At 41.9% G+C, this 25465-nt stretch carries 21 protein-coding genes and 1 riboswitch; of the genes, 18 read left to right on the forward strand and 3 right to left on the reverse strand.

What is annotated here, in order from left to right; translation table 11 throughout:
• Positions 1–125: 125 nt before the first annotated feature.
• The 5 genes from D469_RS0105220 (at position 126) to D469_RS0105240 (ending at position 8532) form a co-directional block, all read left to right on the forward strand.
• Positions 126–548 (forward strand): DUF2203 domain-containing protein, encoded by a 423-nt coding sequence (locus tag D469_RS0105220; protein WP_018922319.1) that lies wholly within the window; start codon positions 126–128, stop codon positions 546–548.
• A gap of 14 nt (positions 549–562) precedes the next feature.
• Positions 563–1321, forward strand: a complete 759-nt coding sequence (locus D469_RS0105225) for an NRDE family protein (RefSeq protein ID WP_018922320.1) — start codon at positions 563–565, stop codon at positions 1319–1321.
• Positions 1322–1337: 16 nt separating this feature from the next.
• Positions 1338–2183, forward strand: a complete 846-nt coding sequence (locus D469_RS0105230; RefSeq protein ID WP_018922321.1) for an alpha/beta hydrolase family protein — start codon at positions 1338–1340, stop codon at positions 2181–2183.
• A gap of 228 nt (positions 2184–2411) precedes the next feature.
• On the forward strand, positions 2412–7007 hold the full coding sequence (gltB, locus tag D469_RS0105235) for a glutamate synthase large subunit (protein ID WP_018922322.1): 4596 nt from the start codon (positions 2412–2414) through the stop codon (positions 7005–7007).
• Between the two features lie 40 nt (positions 7008–7047).
• Positions 7048–8532, forward strand: a complete 1485-nt coding sequence (locus D469_RS0105240; protein WP_018922323.1) for a glutamate synthase subunit beta — start codon at positions 7048–7050, stop codon at positions 8530–8532.
• A 182-nt stretch (positions 8533–8714) separates the two neighbouring features.
• On the opposite strand, the gene D469_RS0105245 is transcribed toward D469_RS0105240, so the two are convergent.
• Positions 8715–9791, reverse strand: a complete 1077-nt coding sequence (locus D469_RS0105245; protein ID WP_018922324.1) for an FUSC family protein — start codon at positions 9789–9791, stop codon at positions 8715–8717.
• Positions 9792–9921: 130 nt separating this feature from the next.
• On the opposite strand from D469_RS0105245, the gene D469_RS0105250 reads away from it, so the two are divergent.
• The 10 genes from D469_RS0105250 (at position 9922) to D469_RS0105295 (ending at position 20920) form a co-directional block, all read left to right on the forward strand.
• Positions 9922–10236 (forward strand): hypothetical protein, encoded by a 315-nt coding sequence (locus D469_RS0105250; RefSeq protein ID WP_018922325.1) that lies wholly within the window; start codon positions 9922–9924, stop codon positions 10234–10236.
• 50 nt (positions 10237–10286) lie between these two features.
• Positions 10287–10667 (forward strand): kinase-associated lipoprotein KapB, encoded by a 381-nt coding sequence (kapB, locus tag D469_RS0105255; RefSeq protein WP_018922326.1) that lies wholly within the window; start codon positions 10287–10289, stop codon positions 10665–10667.
• 110 nt (positions 10668–10777) lie between these two features.
• Positions 10778–11938, forward strand: coding sequence for a PQQ-dependent sugar dehydrogenase (locus tag D469_RS0105260; RefSeq protein WP_018922327.1), 1161 nt, complete (start codon positions 10778–10780; stop codon positions 11936–11938).
• A gap of 253 nt (positions 11939–12191) precedes the next feature.
• Complete coding sequence (locus D469_RS0105265; RefSeq protein ID WP_018922328.1) at positions 12192–13391, forward strand: cystathionine gamma-synthase family protein; 1200 nt, start codon at positions 12192–12194, stop codon at positions 13389–13391.
• A 23-nt stretch (positions 13392–13414) separates the two neighbouring features.
• On the forward strand, positions 13415–14626 hold the full coding sequence (locus D469_RS19710; RefSeq protein ID WP_018922329.1) for a M20 metallopeptidase family protein: 1212 nt from the start codon (positions 13415–13417) through the stop codon (positions 14624–14626).
• Between the two features lie 20 nt (positions 14627–14646).
• Positions 14647–15687 (forward strand): homoserine dehydrogenase, encoded by a 1041-nt coding sequence (locus D469_RS0105275; protein ID WP_018922330.1) that lies wholly within the window; start codon positions 14647–14649, stop codon positions 15685–15687.
• A gap of 35 nt (positions 15688–15722) precedes the next feature.
• Complete coding sequence (locus tag D469_RS0105280; protein WP_018922331.1) at positions 15723–17162, forward strand: aldehyde dehydrogenase family protein; 1440 nt, start codon at positions 15723–15725, stop codon at positions 17160–17162.
• Between the two features lie 41 nt (positions 17163–17203).
• A complete protein-coding gene (locus D469_RS0105285) occupies positions 17204–18370 on the forward strand; it encodes a M24 family metallopeptidase (protein ID WP_018922332.1) in 1167 nt (388 codons plus the stop codon).
• A 201-nt stretch (positions 18371–18571) separates the two neighbouring features.
• Positions 18572–19885 (forward strand): TRAP transporter large permease subunit, encoded by a 1314-nt coding sequence (locus D469_RS19715; RefSeq protein ID WP_169577111.1) that lies wholly within the window; start codon positions 18572–18574, stop codon positions 19883–19885.
• A gap of 99 nt (positions 19886–19984) precedes the next feature.
• A complete protein-coding gene (locus D469_RS0105295; protein ID WP_018922334.1) occupies positions 19985–20920 on the forward strand; it encodes a DMT family transporter in 936 nt (311 codons plus the stop codon).
• Between the two features lie 10 nt (positions 20921–20930).
• On the opposite strand, the gene yidD is transcribed toward D469_RS0105295, so the two are convergent.
• Together yidD and dapA are read right to left on the reverse strand one after the other, a co-directional pair.
• Positions 20931–21179 (reverse strand): membrane protein insertion efficiency factor YidD, encoded by a 249-nt coding sequence (yidD, locus tag D469_RS0105300; RefSeq protein ID WP_018922335.1) that lies wholly within the window; start codon positions 21177–21179, stop codon positions 20931–20933.
• A 175-nt stretch (positions 21180–21354) separates the two neighbouring features.
• On the reverse strand, positions 21355–22248 hold the full coding sequence (gene dapA / locus D469_RS0105305) for a 4-hydroxy-tetrahydrodipicolinate synthase (protein ID WP_018922336.1): 894 nt from the start codon (positions 22246–22248) through the stop codon (positions 21355–21357).
• A 166-nt stretch (positions 22249–22414) separates the two neighbouring features.
• Positions 22415–22599, reverse strand: a riboswitch (Lysine riboswitch).
• 369 nt (positions 22600–22968) lie between these two features.
• Between dapA and D469_RS19720 the strand changes: the two genes are divergently transcribed.
• From D469_RS19720 to D469_RS0105325, 3 genes are all read left to right on the forward strand, one after another.
• Positions 22969–23244 (forward strand): hypothetical protein, encoded by a 276-nt coding sequence (locus tag D469_RS19720; protein WP_018922338.1) that lies wholly within the window; start codon positions 22969–22971, stop codon positions 23242–23244.
• A gap of 50 nt (positions 23245–23294) precedes the next feature.
• Positions 23295–23678 carry a type II toxin-antitoxin system PemK/MazF family toxin gene (locus tag D469_RS0105320; protein WP_018922339.1) on the forward strand — a complete coding sequence of 128 codons (384 nt, stop codon included), beginning with the start codon at positions 23295–23297 and terminating at the stop codon, positions 23676–23678.
• Positions 23679–23977: 299 nt separating this feature from the next.
• Positions 23978–25159: an alpha/beta hydrolase gene (locus D469_RS0105325; RefSeq protein WP_018922340.1), complete on the forward strand. Its 1182-nt coding sequence runs from the start codon at positions 23978–23980 to the stop codon at positions 25157–25159.
• Positions 25160–25465 lie beyond the last annotated feature (306 nt).

Raw genomic sequence — 25465 nt, forward strand, 5'->3', positions numbered from 1 at the left:
TTTGAACGTATTGTATCATGTTTTGGCCGATGTCGTCGCTTATGCTTTATTTTCATCTGTAAATTCGATACGATACCAAACAAGGAAAAGTTTCAAGTTCGAATGAAAAGATAGGAGGTAACGTGGTGTTTCAACGATATTTTACCATAGCTGAAGCTAATGCTTGGCTGCCACAAGTTAAAGAGCTGATTGTTCATTTGCAGTCATTAAAACGTGAATTTGAAATGAAGATGCATCGACTTGAAAATATAAGCGCTGGGACAGAAGAAGCCGAGCGCACGGTGCTTAGTAAAGAGGACCAATTTTTGCTTGAAGCTTCCATTGATTTTTTAGACTGGCAAGCAAAGGCAAATATAGAACAATTTGAAAAAGAAGGCATTTTAATTAAAGGAGTAGATGAAGGATTAGTAGATTTTCCAGCAATGATTAATGGTGATGTAGTACTGCTCTGCTGGAGGCAAGGTGAAGAATTTATGACCCACTACCATGGTGTTTATGAAGGTTTCATTGGCCGCAAATCGATTGAAGATATAGAGGACACGAACTAGAGAGGAAGTAAGTGATGTGTTTAATTGCCGTTAGTTATTTCGCTACTCCGAATTATCCACTCATTGTAGCAGCTAATCGTGACGAGGCGTACGAACGTCCGGCCCAGCCTGCCCATTTTTGGGGTGAGAATAAGAATATATTAGCAGGAAGAGACCAAAAGGCCGGTGGCAGCTGGCTTGGAGTGACCAAACAAGGAAAACTAGCAGCTGTCACTAATATTAGAAAAACGGAACAGCAAAAAAAGAGGTCCAGAGGCCAGCTTGTAACTGATGTGCTTACGGCAACGAGTAAGGTAGAAACAACATGTGCCACTATTAAAGAAGAAAGCGACTATTATAATGGCTTTAATCTTTTAGCTTACGAAAGAGAAGAATTTCTTTATTTGTCCAGTGAAACTAGAAAACTCGAGAAGTTGCAGCCTGGCCTTCATGTTATCAGCAATGCTGAACGTTCGATTTCTTGGCCAAAAACAAAAAGAGCGACTGAACGTTTTCAAGAAGCGATCGACACCTACCCAGAAGATGAGCTGGCTGCCCCGCTTTTTAACTTGTTAAGTGATCGGAAGCAGCCGAAAACAAGCCACCTACCAGACACAGGAGTGGGGATAGAGACAGAAAAGCTTCTTGCTCCTATTTTCATTAAAAGCGATTCTTATGGAACTCGCTGTCAAACCGTTCTGTTTTTTCATAAAAGTGGAAAGATAAGCTTTTATGAAAAAAGAATCGAAGAAGGCTGGCAATTGAATGCATTTGAATTTTTCACAAAAAACTAACGAATGGAGGTATAAAATGCAAGAAGAATTTGTACTTGAGCGTTCAGCTGATCAAATCATTCGAGGAACCGTTTTCACTGCGGAAGGAACGAGCGGAAAAAAGCCGCTCGTTATTATATCTCACGGTTTCAAAGGTTTTAAAAATTGGGCTTTTTTTCCGTATGCTGCCAAAAAAATAAGCCAAGCTGGTTTTCATGTGATTACTTTTAATTATTCAAAAAACGGAGTAGGACCTGACTTAGAATCTTTCGATGAGCTGGATAAATTTGCCGAAAATACGTTTGCAGATGAGTTGGAGGACCTGGAATACCTGCTCTCAGCAGTTGTAAATGAAAAAGTACCTTATTGTGAGTTTATGGATATCGATAATGTCTTTTTAATAGGCCACAGCCGTGGCGCTGGAGATATCATGCTTTATGGGACTGAGACTAGCCTGGTTGATATTAAAGGAATGGTCAGCTGGAACGGAATTAGTTCGATCGATTTTATTTCAGCTGACATTAAGAAAGAAATTCGCGAAAAAGGAGTCGGCTACATTCCAAATAGCCGTATAGGCATTGATATGCCTCTGCATCAGCCGCTATTAAATGAAATTGAGGAACATGGAAGCCGGTTTAATATATTAGAAAAAATAAAAACAACAACGATCCCGCTTTTAATCGTACAAGGCACAGAGGATGGAGAGTGGTTACTCCAATCTGCTCGTTCATTATATGAGCACGCATCTATTGGAGAGTTGAAATGGATTGAAGATGCGAATCACACGTTTAACAGTTCACATCCGTTTGTGGAAGCTTCCGTTGAACTAAATAAAGCCCTCGAAGTTACAATCGCTTTTCTTCATGCAAGTAAAAGAAATTAAATGCAGGCAAAGGTTATAAAAATGCATATGAATGTATATATCATAAATTGAGTAATTTTTGTTAAACACTTTTTTTTCCTTTCACACCCCTATAGTAAGCGTTTTCAATAACTTTTTGATTTGAGAAATAATTTGCCGAAGTTTCAGAAAAATGATATGATCTTGTATATTACGGCTTCCGTTGCTAAAGGTTTGACCAGATAAAGAATTGAGAGAGGTGTAGAGGGTATGAGTGGAATGAAAATGAGAAAAGCAGAAGGTTTATATGACCCTCAATTCGAGAGAGATAATTGTGGTATAGGCTTTCTTGCGGACATTAAGGGGACTCCCTCCCATAGCATAGTGGAGGATGCACTTACCATTTTGCGCAATCTGGAACACCGAGGTGGCCAAGGGGATGAGCCAAATACCGGTGATGGCGCTGGTATTTTAATGCAGATCCCTCACACTTTCTTTAAGAAGAAAACAAAAGAAGAAGGCATTGACCTGCCCGCTGCTGGGGAGTACGGGATTGGCATGCTCTTTTTGTCTCAAGATGAAAGAAGGCAAAGAGAAGCTGAACGACAGGTAGAAGTTATTATAGAAGAAGAGGGCATGAAGCTTTTAGGTTGGCGCACCGTGCCTACGGACGGGACAATGTTAGGAAAAGCTGCCCAAAGCACGCGTCCAACGATCCGACAGTTGTTTATTGAGAAGCAACCTGCAGAAATAGATCAAGAAGCTTTTGAAAGAAAACTGTATGTAATCCGAAAACGGGCTGAACTAGAAATAGGACCACTTGTGGCTGAAGAAGACAGCTTTTACTTCGCAAGTTTGTCGACTAGAACGATTATTTATAAAGGGATGCTTACAACAAAGCAAGTCAATGAATTTTACTCTGATCTGAATGACCCGGAGTTTAAGACAGCAGTTGCTCTTGTGCATTCAAGGTTTAGTACGAATACGTTTCCAAGTTGGGAACGTGCTCATCCGAATCGTTACTTGATTCATAACGGGGAAATTAATACATTAAAAGGTAATGTGAATTGGATGCACGCGCGAGAGGCAGTATTCACGTCTGAAAAATTCGGCCAGGATTTAGAACGAATCCACCCTGTTATTGATCAATACGGCAGTGATTCGTCAATGTTTGATAACACGTTTGAATTTTTAACACTAGCCGGTCGCAGCATGCCTCACACAGCCATGATGATGATTCCAGAGCCTTGGCAGAATAACGTTCATATGTCGCGGGAGAAAAAAGCATTTTATCAGTTCCACAGCTGCTTGCTTGAGCCATGGGATGGCCCTACTGCTATTGCATACACAGATGGCCGCCAAATTGGAGCTTGCCTGGACCGAAACGGGTTGCGACCAGCAAGGTATTATGTCACAAAAGATGACAAGATTATTATGTCTTCAGAAGTTGGCGTCATAGATATTGAACCAGAGAATGTGTTGTATAAAGAACGTCTTCATCCCGGCCATATGCTGTTAGTAGATCTGGAGGAAGGGCGGATTGTACCTGACGAGGAATTAAAAGCAGATATTGCAGGTCAAGAACCATATGAAAAATGGGTGAATGAGTACTTATGTGACCTTGATGATGTGATGGAGACACCAGAAGTTTATAATACGGATCATGAGAAGTTGTTAGATCGTCAGCTAACTTTCGGCTACACGTTTGAGGAATTGAACAAACAACTTTTGCCGATGGTTACTGATGGAGTAGACCCGGTAGGATCAATGGGCTATGATTCGCCCCTGGCTGTATTATCAAAGAAACCTCAACTGTTATACAGCTATTTCAAACAGTTATTTGCCCAAGTTACAAACCCGCCAATTGATGCGATTCGAGAAGAGGTTGTAACAGCTGTTGGGACAACAATTGGAAAAGAAGGCAACCTGCTTCATCCTGAACCTGAAAGTGCCAAGCATATCTATTTGAACACGCCTGTCTTGAACAATGAGCAGCTTGCTAAATTGCGTGCTAACAAACGGGATGGTTTTCAAGCTTCAACATTGCCAATTGTGTTTGACGCAAATAAAGGTGCAAAAGAATTGGAATTGAAGCTTGAAAATTTATTTGACGCTGCAGATGAAGCGATTGAAGCTGGGTCTTCTGTGTTGATTTTAAGTGATCGCGACGTTTCAAAAGACCAGGCGCCAATCCCTGCTTTACTGGCAGTAGCTGGCCTTCATCATCACTTGATTCGAAAAGGGACAAGAACAAAGGTGACCATCCTTGTAGAATCAGGTGAACCAAGAGAAGTGCATCACCTCTGCTTGTTGCTCGGCTACGGAGCTGAAGCTATCAATCCATACCTTGTATTCGATTCTATAGATGGCATGATTCAAGATGGTTTAATAGAAGATATTTCTTATGTAGAAGCAGTGGAAGCTTATATCAAATCTGCTACAAAAGGGATTATGAAGGTCCTCTCTAAAATGGGGATTTCAACGATTCAAAGTTATCGAGGTGCCCAAATTTTTGAAGCTGTGGGGATTGATAATAGTGTTATTGACCGCTATTTCACCTGGACCACTTCAAGAATTGGCGGAGTAGACTTAGAAACGATTGCAAAAGAAGTATTGTTGCGTCATGAACGGGCCTTTAATGAAGCTGAAGGACGCGATGATACGCTGGATGCAGGTGATGATCACCAATGGCGGAGAAACGGCGATCCGCACCAATACAACCCGCACACTATTCATATGCTCCAGCACGCCTGTCGCCAGAATGACTATGAACTATATAAAAAATATGCTAAAGCGATTAACGAACAAGAAAAAGATCAAACAACGCTGCGCGGTTTAATTAAAACGAAGACAAACCGCACGCCAATTCCACTTGAAGAAGTGGAACCGGCCGAAGCTATTGTAAAAAGGTTTAAAACTGGGGCAATGTCCTTTGGCTCAATATCACAAGAAGCGCATGAAGCATTAGCCATTGCAATGAACCGGCTGGGCGGCCGCTCAAATACTGGAGAAGGCGGGGAAGACCCAGATCGATTCACCCCTGATGAAAACGGTGATCTCAGACGAAGTGCTATTAAACAGGTAGCATCTGGTCGCTTTGGGGTAACAAGTAACTATTTAGTAAATGCTGATGAAATCCAAATAAAAGTAGCGCAAGGCGCCAAGCCAGGTGAAGGTGGACAGCTGCCAGGCAATAAAGTATACCCTTGGGTAGCTACTGTTCGCGGTACCACTGCTGGCGTAGGTTTAATTTCGCCGCCACCGCATCACGACATTTATTCAATCGAAGATTTGGCCCAACTTATTCATGACCTTAAAAACAGCAATCCAGATGCACGCATCAGTGTGAAACTTGTGTCCGGCACTGGTGTGGGGACGATTGCAGCCGGCGTGGCAAAAGGGCGTGCTGATCACTTGGTAATCAGCGGTTATGATGGTGGAACTGGTGCTGCAGCCAGAACGAGTATTAAACATGCTGGTCTTCCTTGGGAGCTCGGTTTAGCTGAAACCCATCAAACGCTTGTCATTAATAATTTACGAAATCGTATTAAAGTTGAGACTGATGGTAAGCTCATGACAGGCCGGGATGTGTTAGTGGCCTCTCTCTTAGGCGCTGAAGAATATGCTTTCTCAACTGCTCCACTTGTTGTCTTAGGCTGTATTGTCATGCGTGTATGCCATCTTGATACATGTCCGGTAGGCGTGGCCACGCAAAACCCTGAACTACGAAAGAAATTTATGGGCAGCCCCGACCATGTCGTTACCTTTATGCATTTCATCGCAGAAGAACTTCGTGAAGAGATGGCCGCATTAGGTTTTAAAACCATTGATGAAATGATTGGCCGCACCGATTTACTTGAAGCGAATGAAGAGGTCGATAACTGGAAAGCAGAGAAAGTAGACCTTTCTAATCTGCTGTATCGCCCAGTAAAAGAGGACCAATCTAAACATTTTGCCCATTTGGAGCAGGACCATCAATTGGCTGAGTCATTGGATGTTAATGAGTTGTTGCCAATCGCAGCAGCTGCTATTGAAAATGAATCACCGATCGAGGCAAGCTTTTCAATTGCAAATACTGACAGGGTTGTCGGTACTATTGTCGGTAATGAAGTCACAAAAAAGCATGGCTTAAAGGGATTAGCTGAAGACACACTTCGTTTTCACTTTAATGGTTCTGCCGGCCAGAGCTTTGGGGCTTTTGTTCCAAAAGGAATGACTCTTTCGCTTGAAGGGGACGCCAACGATTATTTCGGAAAAGGCCTCTCCGGAGGAAAAATTTATGCTTATCCTCCTGAAAACTCTACGTTCGCACCAGAAGAAAGTATATTGATCGGGAATACGAGTCTTTATGGGGCCACTTCCGGCGAGGCTTATATTCGTGGAATGGCCGGTGAACGTTTCGCTGTGCGTAACAGTGGAGCAGACGTAGTGGTAGAAGGTGTAGGCGACCATGGTTGTGAGTATATGACCGGAGGGACTGTAGTGAACCTTGGAAGCTGGGGGAAAAACTTTGCGGCTGGTATGAGCGGAGGTATTGCTTATGTCCTTGACCCTGACAACGAATTACAAGCTAGCTGCAATAAAGAAATGGTTTTACTTGAGCGGGTGGAAACAGAAAAAGAAGCTACTAAATTAAAAACGCTGCTTCAGAACCATGTAACGTATACAAACAGTTCGCTTGCTGCTTCATTGCTTAATCAATGGGATCGAGCAGTACACCAATTTGTGAAGGTTATTCCGAAAGACTTTAAGCGCATGCTTGAAGCGATTGAACGAGGAATGAACGACGGTCTGTCAGAAGAAGAAGCGATTATGGCAGCTTTTGATGAAAATAAGAACGACAAAGCACGTGTAAGCGGAAAATAATATGAAAACAGCTAGAGATTATTAGTTTGGGGTGAGAAGAGTGGGAAAACCTACGGGATTTATGGAATATAAGCGGGAAACTCCGCCAAAGAAAAATCCGCTGGCACGAGTTAAGAATTGGCAGGAATTTCAAATCGTTATGCCAGAGGATAAACTCCAAGACCAGGGGGCTCGCTGCATGGATTGCGGCGTTCCCTTCTGCCAGGCTGGGACTTCAATGGAAGGCTCTGGGGAAATTGGTTGTCCTGTCTATAACTTGATTCCTGAATGGAATGAATTGATTCATCAAAACAAATGGCGGGAAGCTCTTGCCCGGTTGCATAAGACAAATAATTTTCCTGAATTTACAGGGAGAGTCTGTCCTGCCCCATGTGAAGGCAGCTGTACTCTAGCGATTAATGACGATCCAGTCACTATCAAATCAATTGAATATCACATTGTGGAGAAAGGATTCCGCGAAGGTTGGATTACCCCGGAACCACCAAAAACACGAACAGGGAAAAAAGTAGCTGTAATTGGTTCTGGACCGGCTGGGCTCGCTGCAGCAGCCCAGTTAAATAAAGCGGGTCATACTGTAACAGTCTATGAAAAAGATGATCGCATTGGTGGTCTGCTCACGTATGGCATCCCGGACGTTAAATTAGCCAACCGGATTGTTAATCGCCGAGTCGACCTTCTAAAAGAAGAAGGTGTTTCATTTGTTGTAAATACAGACGTCGGTAGCGATTACCCTGTCGATCAACTGTATGAAGATCATGACGGCGTAATTTTGTGCACAGGCGCTCAAGTGCACCGCAATGTACCAGCTGAGAACAGCGAACTTAAAGGCATTCACTATGCGATGGATTTCCTTCGTAAAAATACAAAATCCTTGCTGGATTCGGGGCTTGAAGACCAAGATTATATTAGTGCAGAAGGTAAAAATGTAATTGTAATCGGTGGAGGCGATACAGGAGTCGACTGTATCACTACTTCTGTTCGCCACGGTGCCAAATCAATCACGCAGTTTGACATTCATGAGAAAAAAGGAATGGACCGAGACCATGATAATCCATGGCCTCTATATCCAATGATCTATAATCAAGAAGATGGCCATAAAGAAGCAGCAGCTGTTTATGGAAGAGACCCGCGTTCTTATAAGTTGATGACCAAATCATTTACAAGTAACGAAGACGGTCAAGTAGTAGGTCTCACTACCGTTGAAGTGGATACCGTCTATGAAAATGGCCAGAAAAAACGGGTTGAAGTTCCAGGAACTGAACGGGAATGGCAAGCGGATTTAGTATTTCTGGCTATAGGTTTTACTGGTCCGGAACAAGAACTACTCGAGCAAATGGATGTAAAACGGACAGACCGTTCAACAGTGGATGCTCCGTATGGCTCTTATGAAACCAATGTAGAGGGAGTATTTGCCGCGGGAGATAACCGTCGAGGCCAAAGCCTGGTCGTTTGGGCCATTCATGAAGGGCGGGAAGCAGCTCGGGAATGTGACCGTTATTTGATGGGAACAACTAATTTACCATAACTTCTTCACTTTCTCGTGTATAAGCGATTCCTTAAACGATATGCACAGCTAAATAAGCACAGAACGACGTAGACTAAAGCATACAGAAATGGTACAAGAGGTAAAATGGCGTTTGTTATACGAATGAAGTAAAAGATAATATGAAAGGAAGGGGCTGCCAAGTTGGCGAAAGCTCCTTCTTTTTATTTAAAATAGCGAGCAGGTTGATCATATGCCTGATTTCTATTTTCATACGCTTGCCGCGTGAGCCATTGCTCTATATCTTCGAGGCAATCATGAATAAACAACAGTTCAATGTAGAGTGTTGAAGCCGGCTCAAAGTTATAATTCGTTTTAATCGGTTGAAGTTCTCTAATTTTGATGGAGGGTTTCAGATAAAAAGAGAGTTTTGCTAATGTTTCATATTGACGCTCTGCAATGATGCCATCCTCACTGGCTAAGCAGTCTGCTAAGTCCTTTGAAAAATCAGAAATGGTTTCTTTGGCTGCGGTAGAAAAGTTTGGCTGCTTATTGATCGTCTGAAGCTGACCAATCGAAAATAAAATACGCTGTAGTAAAATAAGCTTTTTTTGTTCTAAAATAAACTGTCGTTTTTCTCGTTGATTCATGTAATGAAAAACTGATTCATTTTTTTGATAAGCCAAAAGCCGAAATAGTTCATCCAATTCAGACAATAAAGAAGCATAAGCTACTCGGTGTGAGCGGCCTTTATTGGAAGAATATAAAAGAGCTTGAACCGATTGACTCAGTACACGGCTTATATTTTTTTGAAAATGATGGCGTCTCATTTCAATCGCTTTTAAATAATTAGGCGGCCATATTAATACATTGATCAACGTAGATACGATTAAACCAATCGACGTGTTCGTGACCCTGAGCAAAAAGTCATATCCATAATGGCCACTTAATTCAGGTATCATCGCGATCGCTGTCAACGTGGCAACAAGAGCTCCTTCCTGCAAACGAAAAAAATGACAAAAATAGAGAGTAAGTACTGCGGCAAGACCATAAGTTAAAGCCCCGGGTCCGAACATCGAACTTAATATAATTGAAATAAAAGCACCGATCATAGAAGCGGGAAAGCGTATTAGGCCTTTGCGGATTGAATCAATAACGGTTGGTTCGATCGTAACAATGGCTGTCATAACTGCAAAGGCTGGCGGCAGCCCAAAATATAAACAGATCCATCCTGTTATAAGCACTGCAATACCTGTTTTAATCATTCTGCCGCCAATAACAGGAAACGGATACTTGTTCACAGCAAGGCACCTCTTTCAACAATTTAAAAGTAGAATGGTTCCTCATATGAGCGTCCATAATGTTAAAATTAAGCTAAGCAACGTATAATAAACTACGTAAACGCTGTGAAAGAGAAAGGAAAATAAAAGTATGAAATCATTATTGGTTTTATCCAGCGCTAGTATACTTTTTATTACAGTATGGCTTTTTGTTTTTTTAGAGCTTGCTGTGGGTATTGATCAAGAGAAGACTGATAAAGTAGCAGCTAATTATTCTCATATAGAACGGAACCAATTAGAACGTGACTTTGAAGAGGGGAATAAAGATCATTTCTTGGCAGAGGAGCAATCGAATGAGGAAGACTTGGCGGACGATGTAGAAACGGGCCAAGAAGAGAAGTCGTTGCCGACTGGGGATGGAATTTCCATTGATAAACTGTTAGAAGAATTAGGAATAGAAAGGTAGTCAAGCGCTGGTTTTTGTGAATGGCGAGGCTAAATGAAGGAGTGATCCATATGAATTTATCAAACAACGTTGTGCAAGCAAAATATAAAACAGGAAAATATGTAGCTGAGGTTGTCGAAAAGAAAGATGCAAAAACATTAATTAAAATATTGGCAGTGCTAAAGCACCCTGTGCAAGGAGATTTACATAACCCAAAGCAAGTCGATGTGCCTTTATTTCACCAACGCAAAGCACTGGCTCAGTTTGAAAAAGTATGGGTGCCAACGAGTACTGTTAAAGAATACGAAGGCGATGTGCCTGATTATAAGGAGTCGCTTCACCAAGCTTTTATGGCCCAATATGATCAATTAAAAGATAGTGATGATGAGTGGAGCCAAGCTGCCCTCAGGCAGCTGGAAGATTTGAAAAGTGATTACCGTTTTTCCTCTTAAATGGAGAGGAAAGTACGGGGGCAAAAGAAACGTATAAAAGAACTTTCGTACAAGAGTCAATCACCACGTGCCTTTTTGCTTAGAATGTCAGGATTTTAAGGAGGAGGCTTATGAAGTACAAAAAACGAGTTAATAAATGCTTATCCATCGGGGCTGTGATGACATTTTTAACTGCGTGTGCTGCTAATGAACAGGATGAGGACATGGAAACGTCTAAAGCACATATAGATGAAGACAGAGAGGTCTCAGAAGATCTCGATGACCCTGTTGACAAACATGATTCTTCGCCTGCTGATGAAAAAAGTGAGCAAGAACCTGAAGTTGAAGTGTTAGCTAGTGAATTAGATGTACCTTGGACAATGGAAAAAAGTGAAGAGTCGATTTACTTTACGGAACGTGCAGGAAGAATTGGTTTAGTAGAAGACAGTGATGTTAGTTACTATGAGCTATCGTTAGAAGAAACCGTCGTTGAAGAAGGTGAAGGTGGATTGCTCGGCTTCGTACTGCACCCAGAGAAAGAGGATTCCGCCTTTATTTACCATACGTACGAAGATAATGGTGAATTGTTGAATCGGATTGTGGAAATCAACAAAGAAGAAGAGCAATTTGTAGAAACAGAGGAATTGCTTGCTGAGATTCCAGGAGCATCTATTCATAATGGAGGCCGGCTCGCCCTCAGCCCTGCCGGTGCTTTGTTTGCAACGACCGGTGATGCTGACGTGCCTGAATGGGCACAAGATACAGATAATCTGGCAGGCTCAATTTTAAAACTCAATCTCGATGAAGTTGGCGATGAGACGACAAATGAAACAGACTTTATGTATTCTTATGGCCATCGAAATCCTCAAGGGTTAGCTTGGAATGAAGCAGGTGAACTATATAGCTCTGAACACGGCCCCGTTGGTCACGATGAAATCAATCGAATTGACGAAGGAGAAAATTATGGCTGGCCTGTCATTCAAGGTGATGAAACAGAGGTAGGAATGCAGGCTCCAGAACACCATTCTGGAGAAGATACTTGGGCTCCATCCGGGGCTGCTTTTGGAGAAGATAATCAATTTTATATGACCGGTCTGCGGGGAGAAGCTCTATACCGCTATAACATCGAGGACAAAGAGCTTACTGTTGTTTTTGAAAATGAAGGACGGCTTCGCGACGTATATATTGAAGGTAATGAATTGTACCTCCTCACCAATAACACGGATGGACGTGGCTCCCCACTACCTGAAGATGATCGGATTTTAAAAATCAGCAATTACGAAGAGTTGTGAAAAATGAACTTCATCTAATGAAGAAAATGACAGATTAAGGTGCAAGTTATTCGGTGATAGCTTACAATAGATTTACACGTACAAAATGAGAGATTTTCAAACGGGAGAGGAAGTGTCTCAAGAGACACTTCGCCCGTCTTTTTATTCTTTTCGTTAGCGTTTACTAGTAATGTTAACTTTATTTGTCATGCGCTGACGAATAAAAGCAGAGGTGAAACCGTAAATATCTGTACTATGTAAAGGAGTGATGGAGATGAGTTCACTATCAAACTATGATAAGCATTCGCAAGCAACCAAAGCGGTATGGGCAGGAGAAAAGCCTTATCGCGTTCATGGAGCTAGTCAAGTTCCTTTAGTTCATAGTGTGGCTTACACATATGATGATTTGGACCACTGGTATGAGGTAGCAATTGGAAATGCTTATGGGCATATTTATGGCAGAAACACCAACCCAACAGTTGAGTCGTTTGAAGAAAAAATGCGAATTTTGGAGGGAGCCGAAGCTGCTACCAGTTTCTCAACGGGTATGGCAGCGATCAGTAACTCGCTTCATACGTTCTTACGTCCGGGAGACCGGATTGTAACTATAAAAGATACGTATGGGGGAACCAATAAAATTTTCAGTGAATTCCTTCCAAAATTAAACATAGATATCACATTTTGCGATACCGGTGAACACGAACAAGTTGAGAAGGAGATTGCTAAAGGGTGTCAGCTCGTTTATTTAGAAACACCGACTAATCCTACAGTTAAAGTAACAGATATCGAACGAATGGTGAAAGCGGCTAAAGCACAAAATGCCCTTATTTTTGTAGATAATACGTTTGCTACACCGTTGAATCAAAATCCGCTTAAATATGGGGTCGATCTTGTGATTCATAGTGCCACCAAATTCCTTGGCGGTCATGCCGATGCGTTAGGTGGAGTCATTTGCGGAAATAAAGATCTCGTGGAAAAAGTGTTCCACTACCGTGAGATTAATGGGGCAACGATGGACCCTAATGCAGCGTATTTTATGATACGGGGCTTAAAAACACTTGACTTGCGCATTACTCGCCAATGTGAATCGGCCCAAAAAATTGCTGAATATTTACAACAGCATCCATTGGTTGAAGATGTATTTTACCCTGGGTTAAAAGACCATTCTCATCATGATATCGCGAAGAAACAAATGAAGCGTTTTGGCGGAATGCTCAGTTTTTCCATGAAAAATGGTATGGCAGCTGTTAAAGAATTCTTGCCGAAATTAGAATTGGCGAACCGCGCCGCTAATCTGGGAGCGGTAGAGACGACTGTCGGTCCGGCAAGAACGACCAGTCATGTGGAAAATACACCTGAGGAACGTAAAGAACTCGGGATTCCAGAAAGCCTAGTCCGTTATTCAGTCGGAATTGAAGATGTGGACGATTTAATCAATGATATTGAGCAGGCTTTTTCCTATGTGACAAAATAGTTGGAATGAAAGGGGGGGTTGCTGTGCAACTAGACTTCCGTGCTCAAGCTGCTGAAATACAGGCTGATATCATTCAATTGCGCCGTACATTGCATCAATATCCAGAATTAAGCTTTCAAGAAAAAAAGACCTCCCAGTTTGTAAAACAAGAACTTGAAAAGCTGAACTATGCCACCGTGTACAGCGGCAAGAACGAAACAGGAGTCGAAACCGGTATCGTTGCCGTGTTTAATGCCGATTCCCCCAGCAAAGCAGTTGCCTTGCGGGCAGATATGGATGCGTTGCCTATACAAGAGGAAAATGACATTTCTTATCGTTCAAAGCATGAAGGAATTATGCATGCATGTGGACATGACGCCCATACAGCAATTCTTCTTGGTTGCGCACAGTTGATTGATAAAGCCTGTGCTGCCGGAATGTGGCCAGGAAAAGTAAAGCTTATCTTTCAACCAGCAGAAGAAGCTGCTGATGTGGAGGGGAAATCTGGTTCTTCTTATATGATAGAAGCAGGGGTTTTAAAAGACGTAGAGAAGGCCTTTGCTCTTCATATGGACCCTGAGTACCCTCTAGGTACTATACGCCTCCATGAAGGAGCAAGCATGGCGAATGTGGATACATTTACAGGCATAGTGCGGGGAACCGGCGGCCACGGGGCTTACCCTGAAACTGGCACAGACCCGGTTTATATGCTTTCTTACGTTTTGCCAGCTTTGTATGGCATCACTTCTAGAGCTGTTTCTCCATTAGCCAAAGCAGTAGTAAGCGTATGTACTGTTAAAGGTGGAGAATCCACGAATGTGATCCCATCCGCTGTTGAAGTAAGCGGTACGTTCCGAAGTTATGATGATGAAACAAGAGATCAACTGACTAAAGAAGTAAAACAAGCATTTGAGGTGGTGAAATCGTTTGGCGGCCGTGCTGACATAACCGTCGAGCACGGGGAGCCAGCTCTGGTGAATGATGAAGAAGCGCTTGGCGAGTTTCATCGTGTGATAGGTGATTCATTCAGCGAATATGAGATAAAAAATGAACCCTATGGACTAGGTGGGGAAGATTTCGGGTATATGGCAAGAGAAGTTCCAGCAGCATTTGCTTTTGTAGGAGCTGCGGTGGAAAATGGCGGGAGTTTACACATGCCGACGTTTAATATCAATGAAAATATCCTGCCGGAAGCATGTGCGCTTTTAACAGAAACGGCTTACAACACACTTGTAAATCTAAACAGCAGCACGTAATGGAATTGGAGGGAAGATAGTTGGCACATAAATTAGCTTTTATTGGATTTGGTGGTGTCGGCCAAGGACTTGTCGACATTCTGCTTGACCGTTCAGATTGGTTGAGAGATAAATTCGGGACGGAGTTTCAAGTAGTTAGCATCACTGACCTGTATAAAGGATCGATTCATCATAATGATGGGTTGGATATTCAACAAGCTCGAAAGCTTGTAAAAGAAACAGGTAGTTTAAATGACTATCCTGAAAGTGAAGGGTTAGTTAAGGGGTGGGATAGCTTAACAACCATTCAAAATACAAATGCCGACACCATCATTGAAATTACGTATACGGATGTGTTTACAGGCCAGCCGGCGATTAAACATTGTGAAGAAGCTTTTAAAAATAAGAAAAATGTAGTTGTAACAAATAAAGGGCCTGTTGCACTTGCGCTTGATGAACTCGAAGAGCTAGCAAAACAAAATGGAGTGCGATTTTTGTATGAAGGTACAGTCATGAGCGGGACACCGGCCTTGCGCATGCCATTAACTTCTTTAATAGGAAATCATATTACTTCCATCCGCGGTATATTAAATGGGACTACAAACTACATGTTTATGCGCATGGAAGAAGGGCTTTCTTATGAAGAAGCTCTTAAAGAAGCACAAGAAAAAGGTTATGCTGAAGCAGATCCAACAAGTGACGTAGAAGGCTTTGATGTCCTCTACAAAGTGATCATTTTAGCAAAGGTAGTAATGGGTGAGTCTTTAACAAAGGATGAAGTCAACCGCACGGGTATGGCTTCAGTCACGGAAAGAGATTTAAATGAAGCAGCTGAAGAAGGCAAGAAATGGAAAATGATAGGACGGCTGGAAAAGACGGAACAAGGTTTAACAGCTTCAGTCGCGCCAGAAAAAGTAGATGAAGAAGATCCATTAGCCGGAATATCGGGCGCAACCAATGCTGTTACGTATGAATGTGATTTATCAGGGCCGGTGACGTTGATTGGCGCTGGGGCAGGTATTCCAGAAACGGGGTTCGCTCTGTTGATTGATTTATTAAATTTGGATCGAGACAACCAATAATCGCTCAAATGATCCTGAAAGGTGGCGATGTTGTAATGAGTATTTCTTTTGATCAGAAAATGTGGGTAGCAGGAGAATGGTTAGAAGCAGAAGAAACGATAGAGGTTTTTGACCCAGGGACAAATGAATGTATTGCAGTGGTCCCATCTGCTACTGCTGAAGATATGAATCGAGCTTTGTCTTCAGCCGAGCAAGGAGCTAAGGTGGCGGAAAAACTGAGTGTTCATGACCGGATGGATATTCTGCACAAGGTAGCCGATGATCTAGAAAAGAACAAGGAAGAATTTGCAACAATTATCGCCACTGAAGGAAGTAAAACGATTAATGAAGCAAGAGGAGAAGCTGCCAGAACAGCTGAAACGATTCGTATAAGCGCTGAGGAAGCAAGACGCTTAAACGGGGAGACGATTTCTTTTGATCAATCTCCCGGCAATAAAAATCGCTTCGGCTATTATTTTCGCTTTCCAGTAGGCGTTGTAGCAGCGATCACTCCATTTAATGATCCACTGAATCTGGTAGCCCATAAGATAGGTCCAGCTATAGCAGCAGGCAATGCCGTCATTTTAAAACCAGCTGCTTATACACCTCTTAGCGCCTTGCGTTTAACCAAATCATTTATCGACGCTGGCTTGCCAAAGCATGTGTTAAATACAGTGACTGGACGTGGAAGAGAAATTGGAAACCCATTAGTCGAAAGTCCTTCTGTGCGCATGGTCAGCTTTACAGGCGGGCTTTCAACCGGTGAAGCTATCGCTAAAAAAGCAGGCTTGAAGAAGCTGGCGATGGAACTTGGTTCTAATTCACCAGTGCTTGTTTTTGATGACGCCAATGTTGAAGCTGCAGCAGAAGCGTGTGTTTCAGGAGCATTTGCTGCAGCTGGTCAAAACTGTCTCGGGGTGCAACGGATTTATGTACAATCAAAATCACATGATGAATTTAAAAAAATTGTCATTCAAAAAACATCAGAATTGAAAACAGGGAATAAAATGGAAGAGAGTACCGATGTTGGGCCATTAATCACGGAAAAAGAAGCAGAACGGGTGGAAGACTGGATTCAAGAAGCTGTTGAGCACGGGGCCCAGATCGTAGCAGGTGGGAAACGCCGAGGGACATTTTTGGAACCGACGGTATTAGTAAATGTACCTCCTCATGCTACCATCGCTCAAGAAGAGGTATTTGGCCCCGTTGTTTTACTAGACACCTTTCAAACGTATGATGAGGCGATAAAAAAAGCGAATAATGTAAACTTTGGTTTGCAAGCGGGTATTTTCACCAGTGATGTCAACCTGGCTGTTCAGGCTACACGTGATTTGCATGTAGGTGGCGTTATGGTAAATGACAGTACGGATTTTCGGGTTGACGCTATGCCCTTTGGCGGGGTAAAAGGTTCTGGGATTGGGCGTGAAGGTGTGCGGGCTTCAATTGAAGAAATGAGTGAACCGCGCGTCGTCTGCTTTAATATCGACCAGCCTTAATCTGGGTAATCGCAGGTAAAATTGCGGGAGGTGACAGTCCGATGATGTTTCCTGAAGATGAGTATATGATGCGAATGAATTATACGAAACAGAAAATGCAGGAATACGGCGTTGAAGTATTAATTGTCTCTAATCCATCTAATATGTATTATTTAACGGGCTATAATGCTTGGAGTTTTTATGTCCATCAAGTCGTCGTCGTGATGATTGACCAGGATCAGCCATTGTGGGTGGGCCGGGAAATGGATGCTCACAGTGCAAAAGTAACGACCTGGTTGGATGATGACCATATCATTCCTTATCCTGATGAGTTCGTCCAGTCATCTATTCGGCATCCGATGGACTTCGTAGCTAATATTTTAGCTGAGCTTGGGCAAGGGGAACGAAAAATCGGACTGGAAATGGATGCTTTTTATTTCACAGCAATGTGTTATGAACGGATGCTGCAAGGCCTCCCAAATGCAGAGTTTAAAAACTCTAGTACCCTGGTAAACTGGGTTCGTCTCATTAAGTCAGACTTGGAAATTGAATACATGAGAAAAGCTGCAGTGTTAGTTGATAAAGCGATGAAAGCAGCATATGACACAGTTGGAGTCGGGGTTAGAGAAAATGAAGTAGCAGCAGCAATCTATCATGCACAAATTGCGGGAACGGCTGATTTTGGTGGAGATTACACGTCCATAGTCCCCATGCTTCCAACAAATGAAAATACGGCTAGTCCACATTTAACATGGACGGATCGCAAATATAAAAAAGGGGATTATTTAACAGTTGAAATTGCAGGCTGTTATGAACGTTACCATGCTCCAATGGCCAGAACAATGGCGCTTGGTGAGCCGCCGGACGAGATAAAGAAACTAGCTGATGTAGTCAAAGAAGGCATTGAAACTACTATAGCCCGCATTCAACCAGGAATGACAGCAGAAGAAGTTGAAGATATATGGAGTCAGTCTATTGCAAAGCGCGGTTTTTTTAAAGATTCTCGCTTAGGTTATTCGATTGGCTGCAGCTATCCACCTGATTGGGGAGAACATACAGTGAGTTTTCGAAAAGGAGATTTAACGGTAATGCAGCCTAATATGACCTTTCATTTGATGCCGGGGATTTGGTTGGATCATTATGGTGTAGAAATAACAGAATCTATCCTGATCACTGAAGAGGGCTGTGAAACGTTAGCTACTACGCCACGCGACTTGTATATAAAATAGAGTTAAAAAGATTGAAGTCAGCGGAGCCTGACTTCAATCTTTTTAATTGACCGTCTGAGCCGTTAGTGATAAGTTATCTTTTTTTATGTGCTAAAGGATTTTTGTTAGGATAGAGATAGTTTGAAAATAGAGAGGCTTGAAAATGTGATGCAGCAACGAAGAGACAGCATGTTAGGGTACATGGCAGTGCTGGCCGTTTGTATGTATTTAATTGAGATCTGGTTTGCTATAGACTGGCTTCAATATCTATACAGTCCACTGGCCGTAGTGTTAGTTATCTGCAGTTTATGGAGGTTGCGTGGTTTTAACCTCTATATTTTATTGTTATTACTTATCATCGCTTTTTATATTTTTATCGACAGGGATGTACATTTTACTGTCATGCTCGCTAGTTTTGGTGAAAACATGAGCTTGCTAGGGTTATTTATTTTAGTTCCGCTTTTTGGTGTTTATCTTTCGAATGCAGGTTACTATGGAGCTTTAAGTGAGCTGATCCAAAAAAGAGAAGAGGTAAAAGGCGCTCACCCTTACCGATTGGGTTATGGATTAACAGCTTTTATGGGGTCAATTTTAAACTTGGGTTCTCTTCCTCTTATATTCCGGATGGGGCAAGAAAGTTTATCTTCTTTTGGCCAAAAGCAATTTGCACTCACCTTGATGAGAGCATTTGGTTTTTGTATGTTATTTTCTCCGTATTTTGTAAATGTCGGCTTGGTATTGGTTTTGTACGATCTTGCCTGGTTAGAGATCGCTGGGTTTGCGGTAATTTTAGCAGTGATTTACACAATTATGGCAGCTTTATTTTTTAAACGAACAACCTTTGCGAATGAAGTGTACCAGGTTAAAAGAAAAGAAGAGCAAAGAAAAGTAACAGAAGCAACCGTTCCAGGCTTCGTTTTTTATATGCTGTGCTTATTACTTCTTTCATTTCTCTTAGAGCTGGCTCTTCCTCTTAATATGCTGACCGTTGTTACTACATTAGCCTTAGTGTACCCATTCATTTGGGCTTTGTTTAAACGGATGGGTATGGTTTATATGCAGGCAGCCCATGAATATATGAAACTGAGTTTTACCAGATTATATAGAGAACTTGGTATTTTTATAACAGCTGGTGTTATTGGGGCTGCGATAGCAGTAACTGGCATGGGAGTTATCGTTTCAGAATGGTTAGTCAATATTTCAAATGGGATCGTTCCGGTTATTATTTTTATTCTTATTATGATCTCTATTCTGCTCGCTTTAGTCGGAATTCATCCTGTAATTATCATTATAGGGCTTGGGAGTGCATTATCACCAGGAATGTTTGGGATGGAACCCTCTGTGATGGCAGTTGTTTTACTATGTGCTTGGGCGTTAAGCACCCAGCTTTCACCATTTTCAGGATCAGTTTTAATGACTTCCTACTTGGCTGATGAAAGCTCTGGACAACTGACAAAGAAAAATGTGGGGTTTGTTATGGCGCTTGTAGGTGTTATGACTGCCGTGCTTACTGTTTTTCATATTTTCCAAAGTTAAAGTATCAAAGCATGAAAAAGCAAGGGTAAAACCAACCCATGAGACAGAGATTCTCAGGGATCCTTATGTACAATCAAGCAGGAAAGAAGGACGAACGGGATGACAACGAAAAATGAACTATGGTTTTTTTATACGCTATTGTTAGTTGTAATGATATTGTGGGGGTTAAATGTTGTTGCTTTAAAAATCGTAGTAGATTATATGCCTCCAGCTACGATGCAAGCATTGAGAATTTTCAGCGCTGGCCTGGTTGTGTTAGGGTTTATGATCGTATGCAAAGATTTTAAGCAGATGAAAAAGGCCAGACCTGCATTAGGGTCAATTGTTATGGCCTGTTTATTAGGGGTGGTGGGACATCATTTCTTTTTAGCGGTTGGCTTGCAGACAACAACCGCTACAAATACATCGCTTATTCTTGCTCTTGTACCGCTTACTACGGCAGTGTTTGCGATGATTTTCTTAGGCGATCCATTAACCAAAACGAGGCTTTTAGGGATATTAAGTGGATTTGGTGGAGTATTTCTCATTTTGAATGCTGGCGATGGGAGCTTAGGAACATTATCAAGCGGTGATGGATTTGTACTTTTAAGTATGGCGGTGCAGGCATTAAGTTTTATTTTTATACGCAGAGCTACTGTTTATATTCATCCGCGGCCCCTTACTGGTCTTATGTTTATGGGAGGGTCAGCTATTTTACTTGTTATGAGCTTTTTGCTTGAGCCCGGCGGCTTTGCAGTTATGTTTTCAGCACCGGTATCAGTCTGGCTGGTTTTTGCCGGCTCTGCTATTTTAGCTACTGCGGTCGGGCATCAGCTTTATAATGGAGCGATTCAGCGGATCGGAGCCGGCGAAGCAGCGATTTTCAATAATTTTGTTCCTTTTTTTGGGGTCGTAAGTTCAGTGATTTTTTTAAACGAAACGGCATATCCAGCACAATGGATTGGCTTTTTATTTATTGTATTGGGTGTATTGTTAGGTACGGGTTATATCGAACAAAAAGTGTTAACAGGTCGTCGTTATAACACGAGTACCTAATGAGCTGTTTTTATTGTTTGTCTTGCTCCGACTTTATCGCTTTATGACTTGCAGGTACACGATCAATACCTCCTGGATGAAAAGGGTGGCATTTCAGCAATCGTTTCAGTAATAAAAGTCCGCCTTTAACGGCTCCGTGTCCTCTGATAGCTTCAATTCCGTACTGAGAACAAGTAGGGTAGAAGCGGCATGTCGGAGGAGTTAAAGGAGATATCCATTTTTGGTAAGCCCGGATCGGCATAATCAACAAATATTTCATCTTGCTCCTCCCAAAAAGATACGTTTGTGGAATCAATTGAAAATAAGAGTGGCCAATTAATGAAGAAAAAGCCTGCAGATGCAGGCTTTTTTTCACTCAATCGGTTACGTGTTTGTTTTCATTCGACATCACTTAGAATTGAAGCGTTAACAGGAGAATTGCGGATACTACATAGTTAGGAGGACTGAATGTAATACGTTGTTGTCGGTTTTAAGGTTGCGTATAAGTGATTCATTTCTTCTTCATTTAAACGCAGCATTGGGAGGCGAACATCGCCAGAGATGATCCCTTCAATCTCAAGGGCCGCTTTGACAGGTGAAGGGTTTGGCGCAGAAAACATAGCTTTCATTACAGGGAGAAGTTCACGATGGCGTTTTGCTGCATATTGAACGTCTCCTCGCACAAAGCTCTGCACCATATCCTGCATTTCTTCGCCAATAATATGAGCAGCAACCGAGACAATTCCCGTACCTCCAACTGACATGAGCGGAAGGGTCATGCTGTCATCCCCACCGTACAATTGGAATTCAGGTTTTGTTTGTTCAATGATCGTAGAAGCAGCATCTAAATCTCCGCTTGCTTCTTTAATGGCTGTAATATTTTCAATTTCTGCTAAACGCAGGGTAGTCTCTACATCAAGGGAGACGACACTGCGGCCCGGTATATTATAAAGCATGATCGGCAGATTCGTAGAAGCAGCAATTGCTTTAAAGTGTTGATACATGCCTTCCTGCGAAGGTTTGCTATAATAAGGAGTGACAAGCATAACGCCGTCTACACCACATTGCTCTGCCTGCTTTGTCAGCTCAATTGACGCTCTTGTGTCATTACTGCCGGTACCTGCGATCACATCAACTTTTCCGTTTGCTGTCTGAACCACATGTTCAAAAAGTGTTAGTTTTTCGTCCTTTGAAAGTGTTGGTGATTCTCCGGAAGTTCCAGCTACGACAATACCGTCAGATCCAGTAGCAATCAAATGTTGTACTAGTCGCGTGACTGCCTGATAATCAATTTCTCCTATTTCATCGAATGGCGTTACCATTGCTGTTATGACACGTCCGAATGCCATTAATAATCACCCTCTGTAAAAAATTCCACGAATGACGTGGTCGTAAGCTGAGGGCCGGTTCTCACCGTTTTTTATGAGAATAGCCTTGAGTGTAATCAAGCATAAAAAAACAACAATGAAGGGATCATTGTTGCAGGAATACTCTCAAAAAAACGGAGCCTTCCGTGCGTGAGATAGCCCTCCATATAGTTAGAAAAACTATATGACAGTCCCGAATTTATTAAATACGAGACCAGCAAATAAGTGAATGGGGTCACCGTTTGCTTCGGCAAAGCTTCCTTTCCACGTTTATCACCGGGTCCCATTTCCCTCCAAACGCGTACTCATAAGATTTGCACCTCTACCCTCACTTCTTGTTTCAGAAGTTGGATAATATTTAACTAATCTAACCTTACCAAAAGTGGGGCTGGGCTGCAACTATTTTTACTCATTTTCATTGGATCGATACCAGCCCATCTGTCTTATAACGACGTCCCCCCCAAATTTTATAGATCAAACCACGTGACAAGGTTTATTATCGAGAGGAAAGAAGAATTTATATTAGTTGTATCAATTGAGGAAAAGTTACATAAACTTTACATGGAGAATAAGGTAAAAGAAGGGTTTTGATTGAACTATACTGTATTTTAAGACGAAATTTCAATAAAATCATTTTCAATTCGTAAATGTTTCGGCTATAATAGATGAAGAACTTCAGTCGCATAGGGGGACATTTGTGCCATGTCTAACATCCAACAAGTTCCAGTTGAGCTACCTGATGACCTTTATTCTGAGATTGAACACATGTCTCAAGAAGAACAGGATAACTGGTTTCATGAAGTAGTTAGAGGCCATATTAAAGAAAGGCGTCAAAATGATCTTCGCTTTCAAATGAAACGCGGCTATATGGAGATGGCTCAGATTAATTTGGAAGTTGCGGAAGCGTTTGTAAACGCTGATGCTGAAGGCTTAATAAGCGGTGAAGCACACGTTGCCGACAAGCGGAGGGACCCGTAAGTCGGCCTCTGTTACATAAAAGTAGGTAATGACGGAGGTGAATAGATGCGTTGAGTGAACAACAGCACCACTCTACAAATCGAAAATCGGTAAAAAGAGGCGATGTGTTTTTCGCTGATTTATCGCCTGTAGTAGGATCTGAACAAGGAGGGGTACGGCCGGTTCTTGTCATCCAAAATGACATCGGCAACCGTTTTAGCCCGACAGTAATTGTAGCTGCTATTACTGCTCAAATTAAAAAGGCCAAGCTTCCTACCCATGTGGAAATCGACGCCAAAAAACACGATTTTGATCGAGATAGCGTTATTTTGCTTGAACAGATTCGCACGATTGATAAACAGCGGCTAACAGATAAAATTACGTATTTAAATCAAGATACAATGGAAGAAGTAAAACGTGCTCTTGAAATTAGTTTAGGCCTTCAGGATGTATAAGTACATAAGACTTACATAAGAAAACCTTCTGCGAATGAACGGAAAAATACCTACTTTAGTTCAAAAACCACTGTCCGCCGGCAGTGGTTTTTTCATGTTCTTAAATTCGTTCTACCTGAAGTTGATTAAGTTGAAAGTCCAATCTATCTTAAAACGAAGAGTAAAAACAATATGTAAAAATGTCAAAAATATTGTGATAATGTAAAGATTTTTTCTCAGAATCTTGTTATACTATAGATACTCATAAAACGATGCACCTTAAGATCTCGGTGAACTGTAGGAAGGGTGACATATTCACTATGATTCTTAAAAGCTTAAAAATTGCTGCTTTATCTGTTACAGCTTTGCTTTTGGTACTTGTCTTATCTGTAAACGAGTGGTCTTCTACTGAAGAAGGTGAATTACCATCAAAAACAGCAGTGGTGCTCCATGCTATTAACAATAATATTATAAATTTAGATATCGATATTGAAGTTCCCGATTTTTTTAATGGAGGGGATAGTGGAACAGGGAGTGGTGAGAGTACATTTGTCCGGGAAGATGAAACATTCACTTCTTCCGACGGGGAAGAGATACCACTGAGAATATATCGGGATACAGAGGCAGAAGATGCCCCGATCCTCTTGTACTATCATGGAGGTGCCTTTTTGGAGGGATATGGAAGCCTGGAAACTCATGATAATGTGCTGCAGGAGTTAGCTAGCCGGACGGGAGCTACTGTCGTCGGTGTAGGATATAGAGTAGCACCAGAACATGTATTTCCTAAAGCTGTCGAAGATTCTTATGAAGCTTTACGCTGGGCTGAAGCGAATGCTGAGGAGTTGGGAGGAACAACAGACCAACTTGTAGTTATCGGAGATAGTGCAGGTGGCAACTTGGCAACCGTGACAGCTCATATGGCAAGAGATAACGATGGTCCCGATATCGCTGCCCAAGTGCTTTACTATCCATTAACCACGTTTCAAGACGTAGCCCTGCCTTCAAGGCAGATGTATGATAGTGGTTATTATCTACTTTCGAGGTATGTGATGGAAAAAGCACGATCTGAATATACCCCGAAAGCGAATATGTGGGAAGACCCTTATACCTCTCCCTTAGAAGCAGATCAATTGGAAGGATTGCCGCCGGCTTTAATTCTTACTGCTGAATATGATCCTCTCCGTGATGAAGGCGAGTTATATGCTGAACAACTTCATGAAGCAGGAGTGCCTGTACAAACGGTTCGTTATGAAGGAGTCATGCACGGTTTTGTTTCTTTCTATGAAGTTATGAAAAGCGGAGAACAGGGGTTATTACAAACAAGTCAATATTTACAACGAATAGTTGCAGAGGAAGAGGATCTAGGTTCTGAAGAATTTTTAGTGCAAGTTCAAGAACCGCCTACAGGGATGGAGCGGGTAAGAGAAGAAGCAGAAGCATATGCAATCGCAGCCTTTCTTATTGGTCAAAGTACGTTGCAGGCTTTGCCAGGCTGGGAATAACAAGAGCTCATCTTGTAGCTGCTAAGTGAAAATGCTTAGCAGCTTTTTCATATTTATTTATAACATTTGAGTGTAGATAATGATGAAGAGAAGAATTGATGAAAATTACAACAATAATTACGATAAACACGAAATATATACGCTGAACGAGTAATAAGAGACGTATGGATAGCTCACCATGTGTTAAATCTAATTTTTTTTGAATTTCTTTTAAATACTTAGTTTTATTTTTGATTTGGATGTGGTACACTACTTTACGGAGTTAGCAGAAAGACTAGCAAATCGGACAATATGAGTCTTATAAAG

Source organism: Salsuginibacillus kocurii DSM 18087, from assembly GCF_000377705.1.
Taxonomy (GTDB): Bacteria; Bacillota; Bacilli; order Bacillales; family Marinococcaceae; genus Salsuginibacillus; species Salsuginibacillus kocurii.

Excerpts from the sequence above, each read along its gene's own strand:
- D469_RS0105265 (WP_018922328.1), top strand. The coding sequence starts at position 12,192 with ATGAGTTCACTATCAAACTATGATAAGCATTCGCAAGCAACCAAAGCG.
- D469_RS0105225 (WP_018922320.1), top strand. The coding sequence starts at position 563 with ATGTGTTTAATTGCCGTTAGTTATTTCGCTACTCCGAATTATCCACTC.
- D469_RS0105295 (WP_018922334.1), top strand. The coding sequence starts at position 19,985 with ATGACAACGAAAAATGAACTATGGTTTTTTTATACGCTATTGTTAGTT.
- D469_RS0105260 (WP_018922327.1), top strand. The coding sequence starts at position 10,778 with ATGAAGTACAAAAAACGAGTTAATAAATGCTTATCCATCGGGGCTGTG.
- D469_RS0105230 (WP_018922321.1), top strand. The coding sequence starts at position 1,338 with ATGCAAGAAGAATTTGTACTTGAGCGTTCAGCTGATCAAATCATTCGA.
- gltB (WP_018922322.1), top strand. The coding sequence starts at position 2,412 with ATGAGTGGAATGAAAATGAGAAAAGCAGAAGGTTTATATGACCCTCAA.
- D469_RS0105285 (WP_018922332.1), top strand. The coding sequence starts at position 17,204 with ATGATGTTTCCTGAAGATGAGTATATGATGCGAATGAATTATACGAAA.
- D469_RS0105325 (WP_018922340.1), top strand. The coding sequence starts at position 23,978 with ATGATTCTTAAAAGCTTAAAAATTGCTGCTTTATCTGTTACAGCTTTG.
- D469_RS0105250 (WP_018922325.1), top strand. The coding sequence starts at position 9,922 with ATGAAATCATTATTGGTTTTATCCAGCGCTAGTATACTTTTTATTACA.
- D469_RS19720 (WP_018922338.1), top strand. The coding sequence starts at position 22,969 with ATGTCTAACATCCAACAAGTTCCAGTTGAGCTACCTGATGACCTTTAT.
- D469_RS0105280 (WP_018922331.1), top strand. The coding sequence starts at position 15,723 with ATGAGTATTTCTTTTGATCAGAAAATGTGGGTAGCAGGAGAATGGTTA.
- kapB (WP_018922326.1), top strand. The coding sequence starts at position 10,287 with ATGAATTTATCAAACAACGTTGTGCAAGCAAAATATAAAACAGGAAAA.
- D469_RS19715 (WP_169577111.1), top strand. The coding sequence starts at position 18,572 with ATGTATTTAATTGAGATCTGGTTTGCTATAGACTGGCTTCAATATCTA.
- dapA (WP_018922336.1), bottom strand. The coding sequence starts at position 22,248 with ATGGCATTCGGACGTGTCATAACAGCAATGGTAACGCCATTCGATGAA.
- yidD (WP_018922335.1), bottom strand. The coding sequence starts at position 21,179 with ATGAAATATTTGTTGATTATGCCGATCCGGGCTTACCAAAAATGGATA.